The following is a 15,173-nucleotide window of genomic DNA, read 5'->3' on the forward strand; positions in this document are numbered from 1 at the left end:
AAATTAAAAAAGGGGAAAATGCGAGTTAAAGTGACGGAATATCTGGATATCGACTTAAAAAAAGAGCTCTGGTGCTGTTCGCGGTGCGGAAAAGAACTTTATTCAGCCAGAGATAATTATAAAAAGGGGTGCCTCATTCAAGACCGCGACCCAAGAGAAATATACGCGCCTGTAATTGAAGGTCCGATCAATTTCGCTCCGGATCCTTCATGGATAAGGATCGTTGAGTTTTATTGTCCCGGTTGCGGCACGATGATTGAGAACGAGTTTCTTCCTCCCGGTCATCCCATCACATATGATATTGAATTGGATATCGAACACCTTAAGCAGATACATTTGGGCAAAGCTGATGGAAACAAAACCAATAAACTCGATTGAAATTGATATTGGGGGAACCTTTATTGATTGTTTTGTCCACTTTGAGGGGAATACCGCAACCGCAAAGACACCCACTACGTTTGATTTTTCAGTCGGATTCATGCGGGTTCTGAAGATAGCCGCCAACCAGTTGAGACTAAAAATAGAACATCTCCTTTCAAAAACTGACATCATCCGGTATTCCACAACTATCGCCCGAAATAAATTGTTGGAGAGAACCGGTCCGGAATTGGGATTGATAACAACAGAAGGGTTTGAAGATTCTGTCCTGATCGGTAAAGGGGCCCAATGGGCGGATGGCATCAGTAAGAGAGACGCCAGAAATTTAGCAGAAGTCACCAAACCCCAGCCGTTAATTTCCAGGGAAAACATTGTGGGAATTAAAGAAAGAGTCGATTACAGGGGGGAACTGTTGCGACCCTTGCAGGAGGAAGATCTTCGAGAAAAGTTACATCAACTGGTTGATAAAGGAGTCCAGGGTATTGTGGTTACCCTGTTATGGGCACACAAAAACCCATTCCATGAATTACGAACCAGAGAAATTATTGAAGAGGAATATCCGGAAAGCAGTATCGGATATCTGCCGGTCGTGCTCTCCCATGAAGTCCAGCCTTTAAAAGGAGAATATAAAAGGAGCTTGACAGCTATCCTTAATGCCTACTTGCGCCCCTCTCTGGCAGAAAATTTAAGCAGCATACGGAATAAACTCCACAAACAAGGATACAAAGGGGAAATTTATATTGTTCATGGTTCAGGAGGTGTGGCAGAAATTCGGGGAACAACTGCTCTTGAGACATTTAAGGGAGGTTCTGTTGCCGGTATTATAGGCAGTTTGGAGATTGCCAGACACTATTCTCTTGAGAATGTCATTGTCGCTGATATGGGTGGCACCAGTTTTGATATCGGCATCATTTCCAATGGAAAATCACAACTATATTGGGAAAAACCGTTAATTGATCAATGGACCGTGAATTCCACTTTGATTGAAAGTAAATCCATCGGTGCTGGTGGAGGATCCATCGCACGCATCAGTCAATTTTTGGGGAAAAAACTTGAGATAGGTCCGGAAAGCGCCGGTTCCATGCCGGGACCTGCATGTTACAATCAAGGAGGCGTGGAACCCACCGTAACAGATGCGGACGTGGTCCTGGGATATATTAATCCCGCTTTTTTTCATGGCGGTCAATTTCAACTGGAACGAGATCTTGCTGAACAGGCAATTTATGAAAAAATTGCACATCCCCTGGGAATTGATGTTGAAGAAGCCGCAATAAATATAAAAAATCTGGTAGACGGGAATATGGGGAATGTCATGTTCAAAGAAACCCATTGCCAGGGACTTGATCCGAGGAATTTCACCTTGTTTAGTTATGGGGGTGCCGGTCCCACACATTGTTGTGGAATTGTAAAAACATACCAGATTTCCCATATCATTATTTTCCCCTTTTCCCCATTTTTTAATGCTTTTTCCGCCTCATTAATGGACATTCTCCATATCGATGAATTTTCAAGAAAATTTATTGTTAGTCATCCCGGGGAAAAAGGGACGTCCTTAGATATCCGGATGTTCAATCAAGCGGTCAAGAAAATGATTGAAAAAGCAAAGCATTATGTGCTCGGCCAAAGATTCAAACCACAAGATCTTCAGTTTTATTTGGAACTTGATATGAAATACACGAAACAATTGCACCTGAAAAGGGTTCGGTCTCCTATTCTATTTTTTCAAGACGACAAAGATGTGGAAAAATTATTGGAGGTGTTCACTTCAGAATACAGCAAGATTTTCGGTCAGGCAGGCATTCTTCAGGGAGGCGGCATCAGTATCGAAACCCTCATTTTACAGGCAGTTTGTCCTCTTAAAAATGCATATTTCCCCAAATACAAACGGATTCGATCTACCCCTTTGTCCCACGCAAAAAAGGGACTGAGAAACGTGCACTGGGACGAATATGGGGGATATAAACAGACGGCGATTTATGATTATCATGCCCTTGAATGCGGAAACATTATTGATGGCCCGGCGGTGATCGAAGCCAGAGATATGACCATCGTCTTACCCCTGGGGTTTACCTTTACGATTGATCTATATATGAATAATCACCTGGAGAGATTAGAATAAAAAGCGGTTTCTTATTCATGAACGACTAACCCATCAGGAATTGATAATGACCCTGGAAACTACCTTTACGGAACGTCTTAAACCAGAGCCACTGGAACCCCATGAATTAAAGTGTATCGAACTTTTAAAAGGCGTGGACTACGAACTGGCTCAGGAAAAGTTAAACCTGATCCTTGAGGAGGGTAAGGAAATCATGATACAAAGCGGGGTTTCCAGTATGCTTCGCTCCGGTGATATTGCCGTTGGGTTATATACAGCAAAGGGAGATCTAGTGACAACGGCCTGCGGCTCTTACCTTTATGCGGTTTGTGGACAGCCACAAATCAAATATATCCTTCATAAATGGAAAAACCAGCCGACCGTAGGCATCCGACCGGGAGATATCTTTTTTGCAAATGACGCGGTTTTCGGTGGTGTTCATAACGCGGATCAGTTTGTTTTTATGCCGATCTTTTACCAAGGCAGTTTAACCGCCTGGGCAACGGCCGCATGCCACCAGCCGGAAACAGGGGCGTGTGACCCTGGTGGAATGCCGATAAAGGCCCTGTCCCGGTATGATGAAGGGATGAAAATCAGCCCCATGAAAATTGGAGAAGGGTATCTTCTAAAAGACGATATTTTGGAAATGATGGCAAACATGGTATCCCGCACCCCTCAAATGCAGATTTTTGATGTTCGAGCGCGTATGATTGGTTGCGACAAGGTGCGTCTGAGAATAGAAGAGTTTGTGAAAGAAAAAGGCATCGATTTTTTGACCGGTGTATTTACCAAAATGATCAAGAGTTCTGCTGAAGAAGTCCGGCGGAGAATTAGCACGTGGATAGATGGGACTTTTCGAGCAGTTGTATTCACGGATAATATCGGCGTTGATGCGGGACTGGTGAGAAGTTTCTGTACGTTAACCAAAAAAAAAGACCAATTAATTCTGGATTTTTCAGGCACGTCTCCCGAAACTCCCGGACCTTATAATTCGTTTAAACATACCACCATTGCACATAATGCCATTTATCTGTACGGATTTCCATTTCATGACCTCCCCCTGTCTGCCGGAATATGGGAACCCATTGATACCATTGTGCCGTTGGGCAGCTGTCTGAATGCAAACCCGGAAGCGGCCGTAGGAAACTCTGTATTAATCTGTAGTCTTTCCATGTGCCTCATCCATATCGTTATGTCAAAGATACTGTTTGCTTCTAAAAAAAAAACAATTGCCACGTCTCCTTTTGGAAACAATGGAGATGCCTTTGTGATGTCTGGAACCAATCAAATGGGGATTCCTTTTAGTGATCTTCTGGCGTATCCATTAAACACAGAAGGGGGTGGCGCTCGGTATGATCGTGATGGTGTGGATGCCTGGGGATTTCCCTGGTGTCCCTGGGGCAAGGGACCTGATGTGGAAGAAGAAGAGGAAGACAAGCCCCATCTCCATCTGTTTCAAAAATTGCTTAAGGATTCCTGTGGACATGGGAAATTTCGGGGGGGGGCTGGAATTACCGTGGCATGGGTGGTTCAAAACGTCGCAAAAGTGGTTTACCAATCCAATATGAGGTCTTCCCGGGTTCAAGTGTTACAATCTTTTTTTGGTGGTTATCCCCCGTCGGTGCACCCTGCCATCCAGATTCGAAATTCTGATGTGATGAAGAAAATGAAGAATGGGTACCCCAATTTGCCTACGGATGTTTATGAACTGATAAAAAATAGAGAAATATCGGGAGATTATTATGTTGGCGCTAATCCTTTGGAATCTCAAACGTTTTCAGAGGGAGATATTCTAGTCGGTTGTTCTCATGGAGGCGTTGGTTTTGGTGATGTGTTGGAGCGAGATCCCGAGGCAGTTATGAAAGATCTTCGCCAGGAGATCATCTCCGAATGGGTGGCTCAAAATGTATATTTTGTTGTTTACGATCCCCAGACGTGGCAAATCGACGATGAGAATACCCGAAAAAGACGAGAATCGGCCCGCCGCCAGCGTATTGAAAAAGGAAAAACATATACCGCATTTATGAAAGAGTGGACGCGCCAAAAACCATCCCTGGAAATATTAAAATACTATGGCGACTGGCCTGGCGAGAGTTAACAGGCAAAACAGAGGACATATTAAAAAAAACGGATCTCCCATGACCAATAAAAATCAAAGCGGAAAAAGGCACCTCCTTTTGATCGAAGATGAAGCGTATTGCTATTTCTTTCTGACAGAAGTTCTGAAACAACAAAATCTGTTGATCACGGCGGTTAGAAACGACACAAGAGCTTATGAACGGGCCAGGGATGAAGAATTCGATGCCATCCTGATCAATCTTGACATTTTCAGCCAGAAAGAATTGCGGCCCATAGAACGTCTGCACAAGGAAAACAAAAAAACCCCTATCATTGTGATATCTGATCATCAGGAAGTAGACTTTGCCATAGAGGTCCTCCGCGCAGGCGGTTGCGATTATTTAATTAAACCCTTTAACAATATCGTGCGGGTGGAAAAAGCCATCAATTATGCATTTTCTCAAAAAGACACCCTGAAATATACAGAGCAGTTGGAGGCCGAAGTTGAACAACATGATGGCATGCTGGGGTCCAGCAAGAAGATGAGGGAATTGAAAAAAATCATTCAGCAAATTGCACCGCTGGACGTGACCATTCTTATTTCAGGAGAAAGTGGTTCTGGAAAAGAACTGATCGCAAAAGCGATTCATAAACAAGGCGGACATGATCCCGGATCTTTCTATGCCCTCAACTGTGGCGCTATACCCGATGGATTGGTCGAAAGCACCTTTTTCGGTCACGAAAAAGGTGCTTTTACCGGCGCCAGTCAAACACAAATCGGTTATATGGAAAAAGCCCAGGGCGGAACTCTTTTTCTGGATGAAGTCGGGGAATTGAGTCCCAAGGGTCAAGTAACGCTTTTACGGTTTTTACAGGAAAAGTCCTTTGTCCGTATAGGGGGAGTGAAACCCCTGACTTCCAATGCCCATATTCTGGCTGCCACAAACCGGAACCTGGATGAAGAAGTCCACCGGAAAAAATTTCGGGCCGATCTCTATTTTCGATTGAATGTCGTTCATATCAAAGCACCGGCCCTGTCGGAACGACCCGAAGATATCGCAAATCTGGCTGATTATTTTGCCAGACGGTTTTGTTTGAAGAACAACCTGCCCTTGCGAAAGTTGACACCCCAGGCAATTGAACTGTTAGAAAAATACGCCTGGCCGGGAAACGTGAGGGAACTGGAAAACCTGATGGAAAGATTAATGGCCACCCTACCGGGTGACCAGGACCATATTTCGGTTCAAAACCTCAGAAAAGCATCAAAGGGAATAAGGGGAACGGTTGAAGAGCCCCGCCCCTTTAACTCTGAAAAATTATTAAATCAAACATACAGGGAAGGGCTATTGGAGTTTGAAAAGATTTATTTTCAAAAACTTTTGGAACAATTTGATGGCAATATCACAAAAGCTGCAATACAGGCTGACATCCATGCCGCCACGTTCCATCGGAAACTGAAAAAAATAAAAGAATAACATCATATAGCCTTTCTTGTCTTTCTTTTTTCTATGTATAAAACAAATTTTCAGTCTCGTTTTCGCATAAATGCAACATCATAATGCATTGATATTATAGATATAAAAATATTTTTGCATTTTTGCTTCATTCTCTTGGCTATTTTTATCTTTCTTTTTCAGAATTTTGCTTACTTTTCTGTCATTCAACTTTTGTTACAAATAAATAGTTTATTTATTTCAGATAGTTGAAGTGTTATCCCTGTGAATTTTTCACACAAATCCCCTTCCGGCTCACAAGTTGCAATAGGGGTCTTTCAAAATGATTAATCACTAAGCAGTAATGAACCTAACGTTAGGGAATCTTTTATGAATTGCAGCGTCATTGGAAAAAGGGGGAGACGTTTATTTTTACGGCAGTGGCTGTTTTTTTTGAAACCATAAAAATTCTCCACTGATCGAATATGTTTTCATCAAATGTTTATTGAGATTTCAAATATTAATTATTGATTAAGGGGGGCGGTGTTATGATGAATAGATTAGAAGGGATGACGGCGGTAGTTACTGGCGGTGCCAGCGGTATAGGTCAAGCGTTTGCAGCGCGTCTGGCTGAAGATGGCGCAGACGTCGCTGTTGCGGACATTAAATCCTGTGAGCAAACAGAAGAAATGGTCAGGGCAGCCGGAAGAAAGTTCTTTGCCGGCGAGTGTGATATCACGGACCCACTGCAGGTCCAGGCCTTTGCTTCCAAGGTTGAGGAAACGATGGGCGGATGCAATATATTGATTAACAATGCCGGAATTTTCCCTCTTCAACCCTTTGATGAAATTTCTTTTGAAGACTGGAAAAATATCCTCGCTATAAATGTAGATTCACTGTTTCTATTCTCAAAGGCGTTTGTCCCGATGATGAAGAAAAACGGCAAAGGACGGATCATCAACATGTCATCCACCGTCTACTGGCTGAAGATAGAGGCCTATGTTCATTACATCACCACCAAAGCTGCCGTAATCGGTTTTACACGGGGTTTAGCCAATGAATTAGGGGCATCAGGGATTACCGTAAACGCCATAGCGCCCAGCCTGGTGCGAAATGCGACAACTGAAGCGTCACCTTTGGCTGAAATGTTTGATGCAATCCCTCAAATGCAGGCGATTCCGAGGTTACAGGTTCCCGCCGACCTTGTGGGGACCCTGTCATTTCTTGTTTCAGATGATGCTGAATTTATCACCGGTCAAACAATCGTTGTTGATGGGGGAATGATTAAATCATGAGCCATGAATTTGAGGGTTCCGATCATTTGAGGGAATGGAGGCTGCCTGGCAAAATAAGCCAGATAGTATCATTTATTAATACTTGTAGTTTTATAGGAGACAAATTTCATGGGTTATACAATCGATATTGATACCGGGGGAACATTCACTGATGGTTTGTTCACCGATGGGAAAGTGATAAAAAAGGTAAAAGTTGACAGTACACCGCACGACCTGACGGTTTCCTGGTATAAATGTATTGAAGAGGGTACAAAAGCATTTGGTTTTACCAAAGTGGAAGATTTCCTTGAACAGGTCGAGATCATTCGCTGGTCAAATACCTTTGCCTCCAATGTTGTTGCAGAACGAAAAGGACCCAAATTGGGAATGTTCGTTACCAATGGCCATCAAAAGGATCTATATACGCAGGAGTCAGACAATCCTGTTTTCGGCCACTTAATTGACGAAAATGATGTGGTGGGGATCGAATATCCCTTTACTAAAAAAGAATTGCTTTTCCAAGTGAAAGCGATGCTGGAAAAAGGGGTTCGACGAGTTTGTGTCAGCTTGAAAGACGGATTGAAGCACTCGAAACAGGAAGATGATTTCAAAGAAATTTTTGAAGGACAATACCCCGATCATTATCTAGGGAATGTCCCTCTCCTGTCAGCCAAAGAGTTATGCAAACATCCTGATGACATGACCCGGACCAATTATGCCCTGTTGAATGCCTATGTTCATGGCCCCATGGCAACGGCCATGTTTAAGGCGGAAGATATGTTACGGGAAAAAGAATACAAAAGACCCCTTTTGTTAGGGAAAATTGATGGCGGCGTTGCGAAAGTCCCAAAAACAAAACCCGTTGATACCATTGAATCCGGTCCGATTTTTGGGCTGCATGCCGGAAAATATTGGGCGGATGTGTATCAATTACCCAATGTCTTTGCTTTCGATGTGGGGGGAACAACCAGCAAATTTGGAACCATCGAAAACGGACGGCTGGGTGTTACAAATGCTCCCAATGTTTTCGGTATTCCATTGAAACAGCAAATGGCGGATTTAAGAAGTATCGCTTTAGGCGGCGGGACCATCGCAAAGGTTGTCAATGAAAAATTACGCCTGGGACCTGAAAGTATGGGCGCCTACCCTGGTCCTGCCTGTTACGATTTAGGCGGAACGGAACCGACGCTCACCGATGCCCTTCTGATAAAAGGAATTTTCGATATAGACTATTTTGCAGGGGGCACCAAGACAATCGATTTGATGCGAGCCCAAAAAATAATTGCAGAAAAAATTGCAGAACCCCTTGGTATTTCTCTGATTTTAGCTGCAGAAAGAATCGTGGACTTGGCAACGGACATGCTGGCTGACGTCATAAAAAGCCTGATCCAAACCACTGGAAAATCAGCCAATGACTTTTCATTGTTCGGATATGGCGGAAACGGAGCCATATTGAGTTGCGAAGTAGCCGAAAAAGTAGGAATGAAAACCGTTTACATGTTTGACCTGGGATCTGTGTTCAGCTGTGTCGGGTCTTCCGTGGCAGACATATCTCATACCTATGAATATGCACCCTACCTGTGGTCATCTGAAAAAGAAGCCATTATCAAACAACTGACGTCAATGGGAGCGGAATCCGCCCGGGATATGACCGGTGAAGGCTTTCCCGTCGAAAAGGTCGATGCCGTACTGGATTTAACGGTGCGAAGATCTGACAATGATCAGGAAAAAGAAACCATTCAACTGCAATCCTCATGTAATTTATCTGAGTTTTCCGCTGACCCTCTGCTGACGGCTTGTCTGGCGAAAGGGCCAGACAGCTGCTTTCTTGAATTATTGAAACTGCAGGTGATGACCCCGGCTTTAAAAGTACAGCTGAAATCAAAACCGCATCAGGGGAAAGATTCCAGCTCGGCTTTAAAAAGCGAGCGCAAGGTATACAGCAAGGATATAAATGAAGTGTCAAAAATCTATCAATGGGAAGATTTAACCGTCGGCAATCTTATCAAAGGCCGTGCGATCATCGAAGGAACCGACACAACTTATTTTGTACCGGAAAACTGGCACCTTCAGGTGGATGGATACAATAACGCTGTCATTAAACGTCAAATGGATGCTTAACGCTAAAATCATTGGGAGGTAAAATGGAAACGAATAAACGTGTTGCCATAACAGAATATCTGGATCTCGATATCGAGAGCGATCAATGGATTTGCAGTTCTTGTGGGAAGGAACTGATCTCGTCCGAGGAAAATTACAAGAAAGGATGCCTGGTATACGGCAAAGATCCAAGAGAGGTCCATAATCCACTCATCAAAGGAGAGTTTAACTTTGCTCCCGATCCTGAATGGGTCCGCATTATTGAATTTTATTGTCCAGAGTGTGGGGTTCAGATTGAAACCGAATACCTTCCTCTGGGACATCCCATCACGCATGATATCAAATTGGATATTGCCAGCCTTAAGGATAAACTTGATCAAGGTGAGTTCGTTATTATTAACAAAAAGTTGGAGATAAGATAATGAATACAATCGATATTGATGTTGGTGGAACCTTTACAGATCTTGTTTTGAATTTTGAAGGGAAAACCATCCATAAGAAATCTCCCACAACCCCTTACGATCTTTCTGTTTGTTTTCTCGGGGTGATTGAAGAGGGGGCAAAAGAAGTTGATTTGGAACTGGAAGAAATTTTTCCCAAAATCGAACTCCTGCGCTACTCGACAACGGTGGCCATGAATCGCTTGCTCGAGCAGAAAGGCCCCCGCCTTGGATTAATTACGACCGAAGGCCATGAAGATGCTACCCTGATCGGGAAAGGCGCCCAATGGGTTGACGGCACAAGGGTAACAGAGAGAAGAAGATTGTCGGTTCAACAGAAACCTGAACCGTTGATCCCGAGAGAAAATATCGTGGGCGTCCCGGAGCGTATCGATTCGTTTGGCAACATCCTTCGTCCCCTGGATGAAGATGTGGTTCGAAAGCAAGTGCATTACCTGGTTGACCAGGGCGTTAGAGGATTCGTTGTCTCTCTGCTCTGGTCATCCGTGAACAATACACATGAGCAGGCAATAAAAAGAATCATTCGAGAAGAGTATAAAGAATACTGTCTGGGATATCTACCGGTGGTATTGGGTAGTGAAGTCGTTGGCCGTTCCGGTGAATACCAGCGGACGATGACAGCCATTCTTGACGCATACCTGTTCAGATCCATGCAGATCGAATTATCGGCGATGTGGGATAAGATCCGTGATTACGGGTATTCAGGGCCATTCTTAATGGTTCATAATTCAGGCGGTATGGCGGAAGTATTTAAAACTGATGCGGTTCGGACCTACAGCGCAGGACCGGTGGCAGGGTTGATTGGGGCTCACAAGATGGCAGGTCAGTTGGGATACAAAAACGTGGTGACCAGCGATGTCGGCGGAACCAGTTTTGATATTGGGCTGGTCGTACAGGAGGGGGTTCGCAATTATGATTTCCGTCCCATTTTACATCGATGGATGATAGGGGCTTCAATGATTCAGACCATGTCCATCGGTGCTGGTGGCGGTTCCATTGCTCATATTAATGAGCTGATCGGGAACCTGCAGGTGGGCCCGAAAAGTGCCGGTTCATATCCGGGACCGGTCTGTTATGACCAGGGCAATGAGGAACCGACGGTAACAGATGCCAATCTGGTTCTGGGATATCTCAATCCCGATTACTTTTTCGGGGGGGAAATGGTGCTGAATGAAGAAAGTGCCTATGATTCCATTAAAACAAAAGTTGCCGATCCATTAGGTGTTCCCGTGCACACAGCCGCGTATATGATTCGTCAGATTGCTGATAAAAGTATGGGATCAGCCATCCGTAAAGAAATTCATTTACGGGGATATGATCCAAAGGAATTTGTCCTTTTTGCCATCGGCGGGGGAGGCCCTGTTCACGTAACCGGCTATATGGAAGATATTCCTAAAGCATTGGTTTTTCAATCTTCCCCTGTTTTTTCCGCACTGGGGTCTTCATTAATGGATATCAAGCAGGTGTACGAACGCTCCAAAAGATACGTATTAATGGAACCTGGAAATAAAAAATTTAATACCAGTTACCAGGAATTCAATGAAATTGTCAAAGAATTGCAGGAAAGAGCCCAAAAAGAGATGGTGACAACAGGGATGGGAGAAGCTGTTTATACACTGGAACTGGATATGCTCTATGGCGGTCAGGTTCACCGGAAAAGAACGTCTGCTCCGCTTTTATATATTCAAACCGAAGAAGATATACGAGCAATTTATAATGCATTTGAGCGTGAATTCAGTGAAACCTTCAGCCCATTGTGTGTCCATCCTGAAGGTGGGGTGTATGTGGAAAGTTTTATCATCACTGCAACCATCCCGGCAATTCAAAAACCAATTCTATCCTATCCGGTTGATGGGATTGACGCCTCATCCGCGTATAAAGCAACCCGTAAATGCTATTGGGGGCAAGAGGACTACGAAGATACGGCAATCTATGATTACAAAGCAATGCAACCCGGCAATAAGGTTTTCGGACCCTCCATCCTGGAATCAGAATACATTACCCTGGTAATCCCTCCTGAATTTTCTTGTGAAATTGATGAGCATCTGTTTGCCCACATTGAACGGGCGACCGCATGATACAAAACTCAGGAAAAGTTTATAGGCGACCGGCATGGGAATCAGTTGTCCTGCAATAGACAGCGACACCGGGACGGGTGGCTCTTGTATTTATCTTCAATAAAATAGACAGCAAAAGGGGAAAAATATGGCGATACTATCACCAGACGAAAAATTGGCAATGATCAAGGTAACTCCACCGGATGAAAGGGAATTAAGATCGGTTGAGTCCCTTCAATTAGGAGATTATGAGATTGGTTTTGAACGGACAAACAATATTCTTGAAGAAGCCATGGAGGTATTTGTTCGGTCTTCACGAAGTTCCATGGGTGTAGCGGGTGATTCAATGGTCGCCCTTTGCAATGCCAAAGGGGATCTTGTGAATGCTGCGTGCGGAACCTTTCTGCATGCAATTATTCAACCCATTATCATAAAATACATTCTACAAAACTATAGCGAGAATCCCGGTATAAAAGAAGGAGACATCTGGTTGGTTAATGATGCGCTTTATGGCGGGATTCATAACCCGGATGTGGCCATGCTCATGCCGGTTTTTTACAAGGGAGAGTTAATCGCATGGACTATCGCCTGTTCCCACACCACGGAAACCGGTGCCAGTGAGCCGGGTGGGATGCCCATTAATGCAACCAGCCGGTTTTTAGAGGGAGGTAATTTCCCCCCCATAAAAGTAGGGGAAAACTATGTCCTCCGGGAGGATTTGCTTGAAATGTTTGCTGCCTTTGGCATGAGAGCACCACAAATGGTTGTTGTGGATACGAAAGCCCGGGCAACAGCCGCACATAGAGCAGTTACCCGGATTGTCGAGCTGGCAGACGAAAAAGGGGTGGCGTATATCATCGGCTTACTGCGGAAAATGCTGATCATGGCTGAGGAAGGTGCTCGAAAAAAAATACAAAGCTGGCCTGATGGTTCTTATACCTCTGTAAACTTCTCTGACGGTGTAGGGTTAGAGGTGGGACTGACACGCTCAAGCCATATGGTCTTAAATAAAAAGGGAGATCGGTTAATGATGGATTTTACCGGTACCTCTCCGGAAAACCCCTATTCCTATAATGCACACGTGCAAGCCATTGTGGGACATATCTCCAATTTCATGTATGGATACGTTTTTCATGATCTACCCATCAGCAGCGCGACCTTTCAAACCATTGACTTCTATTTTCCCGAGGGTTCGGTTCTTAATCCTGATGTAAAAGCTGCTACCAGCTGCTCGGTTATGATTGCAACCGGTGTGATGAGTGCCATGCATAATTGTTTTGGAAAAATGATGTTCTCAACCAAGCATTGGCAGGATGTCGTCGCGTCCCAGGGGAATGCCGGCAACGGGCAGATTCTTGCGGGATTATCACAGTGGAATATGCCCTTTGCCGATCTTTTGGCCTATTCTTTAAACACGGAAGGCCAGGGAGGCAGACCGGAGTTAGATGGTGAAAATGCTTTTGGTTTTCCATGGTGTCAGTATGGCCGAGCGCCGGATATTGAGGAAATGGAAAATGACCTGCCCATGTTGATCCCACTGTCTAATCACTGGAAAGATTCTTGTGGGCATGGTAAATACAGAGGCGGTTCCGGAACGGTTCAGATATGGGTTGCCCATCATGCACCGATGATTTTCTTTATGTCGATCGCAGACAATAGCAAGATACAAACACCCCAACCCCTGTTTGGTGGGTATGCCCCCAGTACTGTGCCGGGAATCAGTGTGAAAAACGCGAATATTATGGAATTGATGAAGGATAAAGACTCCCAGTTAACCCTTGATCTCGTTGAGATTCTGGAGGAAAAAAGTATCAGCGGGGACTGGACAAACGAGTTTTTTGGCCGATCCATACGTCCTTTTAACGAGGGCGATATCATTACGTTCGCTTTTTCCGCCGGTGGCGCTGGATATGGAGATCCGCTGGATCGAGATCCAGAACTGGTGATAAAAGATCTTCGCAGCCAGATAATTTCGGATTGGTCTGCTGACAAGGTTTACCATGTCGTATATAATCAGGAAAGCTTGAAGCTCGACAAAGAAAAAACCGAACAGGCGAGAGCAAAAGAGAGACAAAATAGAATTGGCCGAGGTAAATCTTTTGACGTTTTCTGTGAAGACTGGTCAAAGGAGCAGATTGATGAAAAGAACCTGAGATTTTATGGCACATGGCCGGACGCCCAGGTAATTGAACCGATAATGAGAGCTTAGCAAGGAGATAAAAATGAGCGGATCATTAAAGAAAAAAAAGAATCTATTTATTCCCTTGGTTTTTTCTTTCGGAGCCAAGATAGAGAATATGCCGGTAGAAGCGTTTTTGAGGGATCCGACAAAAATTACAAATTCCCTCAGGGCAATTCAAGGCCATTTTCAAACTGATGGGATTCTCAGTTATGGTTATCGGCAGGCACTATCTGAAGCTCTGGGGATCCGCTCAAATAATATCAATACGGCATTGACCGATTTGTCGGAAAAAAGTCTGGGGCAAATAAAAGAAAGAGTTCAGGATTTAACCCGGCATGAAATCATTCAAACTGCTGTTGAAGTCGCAAAAAGGCTCAGAGTTCTGTTGCCTGAAACGCTTCTGAAAGTAGCGGTAATGGGACCATGGACACTGGCCAATCGGTTGACAAATCTATCGGTTGAAGCGCTTATCAATCACCCCCAGGTGATGAGCCTGACATCCAAAGCCGTGCTCAATTTTGTAAAAGCCATGGGAGAAACCGGTATTGATCTCTTAATCATTCATGAAATGCAGGTTCCTGCCATGAATGGAAATGACCAGGCAAAAAAATTGTTGAAGCGGTTTTATTCTCCTTCTTACAACACAGCAAAATTTTATGATGTAGACACGTATATGATGATCAGAGAATTGTCTTTTCCAGAGGCGACTATATTAAATAAAGCCGTCAATGGTTTAATTCTGCCGTCTGAAATGGGGATTGAAGCATTAGCAAGTTTTAAGAAAATATCCGTTGCCATACCTGTGTCACTATTGGAAAAGGAACCCGATGAGATAGAGGCCTACTTAATAAAAACAGGTATTCAAGAAGCCGCAAAAGAATCACGGCTTCAATTGCTGACCACTTCTTCTCAAATTCCAGGAACGATCAACAAGGAATTTATGATTCGAGGAATCCAGACGATTCGGGAAACGATACTATAGTAATCATATCTCGATCGAGATGGCTCAGCCATCTATTCATTATCATTTGATTGTAACCGCATAAAATAGAAACAACACGTTTTGATTGATATAAAATTGTAGAGATCGGCCCCTGCTGCCCTTTAAATATTAAGAAAGAGGAGAATGCAG

The 15,173-nt window shown here is 44.0% G+C and carries 10 protein-coding genes; all 10 read left to right on the forward strand.

The window, feature by feature from the left end:
• Positions 1-18 precede the first annotated feature (18 nt).
• Positions 19-378: an acetone carboxylase subunit gamma gene (locus Q1Q15_RS09245; RefSeq protein ID WP_300458792.1), complete on the forward strand. Its 360-nt coding sequence runs from the start codon at positions 19-21 to the stop codon at positions 376-378.
• Positions 350-2,497, forward strand: coding sequence for a hydantoinase/oxoprolinase family protein (locus Q1Q15_RS09250; RefSeq protein WP_300458794.1), 2,148 nt, complete (start codon positions 350-352; stop codon positions 2,495-2,497). Before Q1Q15_RS09245 ends, Q1Q15_RS09250 begins: the two co-directional genes overlap by 29 nt.
• Positions 2,498-2,543: 46 nt before the next feature.
• Complete coding sequence (locus Q1Q15_RS09255) at positions 2,544-4,574, forward strand: hydantoinase B/oxoprolinase family protein (RefSeq protein WP_300458797.1); 2,031 nt, start codon at positions 2,544-2,546, stop codon at positions 4,572-4,574.
• Positions 4,575-4,614: 40 nt separating this feature from the next.
• Entirely contained in the window at positions 4,615-6,009 is a 1,395-nt protein-coding gene (locus Q1Q15_RS09260; protein ID WP_300458798.1) for a sigma-54 dependent transcriptional regulator, read from the forward strand.
• Positions 6,010-6,515: 506 nt separating this feature from the next.
• Positions 6,516-7,262, forward strand: a complete 747-nt coding sequence (locus tag Q1Q15_RS09265) for an SDR family oxidoreductase (protein ID WP_300458800.1) — start codon at positions 6,516-6,518, stop codon at positions 7,260-7,262.
• Positions 7,263-7,370: 108 nt separating this feature from the next.
• Positions 7,371-9,362, forward strand: a complete 1,992-nt coding sequence (locus tag Q1Q15_RS09270) for a hydantoinase/oxoprolinase family protein (RefSeq protein WP_300458802.1) — start codon at positions 7,371-7,373, stop codon at positions 9,360-9,362.
• A 23-nt stretch (positions 9,363-9,385) separates the two neighbouring features.
• Positions 9,386-9,763: an acetone carboxylase subunit gamma gene (locus Q1Q15_RS09275; RefSeq protein WP_300458804.1), complete on the forward strand. Its 378-nt coding sequence runs from the start codon at positions 9,386-9,388 to the stop codon at positions 9,761-9,763.
• A complete protein-coding gene (locus Q1Q15_RS09280; RefSeq protein WP_300458806.1) occupies positions 9,763-11,880 on the forward strand; it encodes a hydantoinase/oxoprolinase family protein in 2,118 nt (705 codons plus the stop codon). The genes Q1Q15_RS09275 and Q1Q15_RS09280 overlap by 1 nt, the downstream gene beginning before the upstream one ends.
• A 127-nt stretch (positions 11,881-12,007) precedes the next feature.
• Positions 12,008-14,068: a hydantoinase B/oxoprolinase family protein gene (locus Q1Q15_RS09285; RefSeq protein WP_300458810.1), complete on the forward strand. Its 2,061-nt coding sequence runs from the start codon at positions 12,008-12,010 to the stop codon at positions 14,066-14,068.
• Positions 14,069-14,081: 13 nt separating this feature from the next.
• Complete coding sequence (locus Q1Q15_RS09290) at positions 14,082-15,023, forward strand: hypothetical protein (RefSeq protein ID WP_300458813.1); 942 nt, start codon at positions 14,082-14,084, stop codon at positions 15,021-15,023.
• The last annotated feature ends 150 nt before the right edge of the window (positions 15,024-15,173 follow it).

It is taken from the genome of Desulfobacula sp., assembly GCF_030145145.1.
Lineage (GTDB): Bacteria > Desulfobacterota > Desulfobacteria > Desulfobacterales > Desulfobacteraceae > Desulfobacula.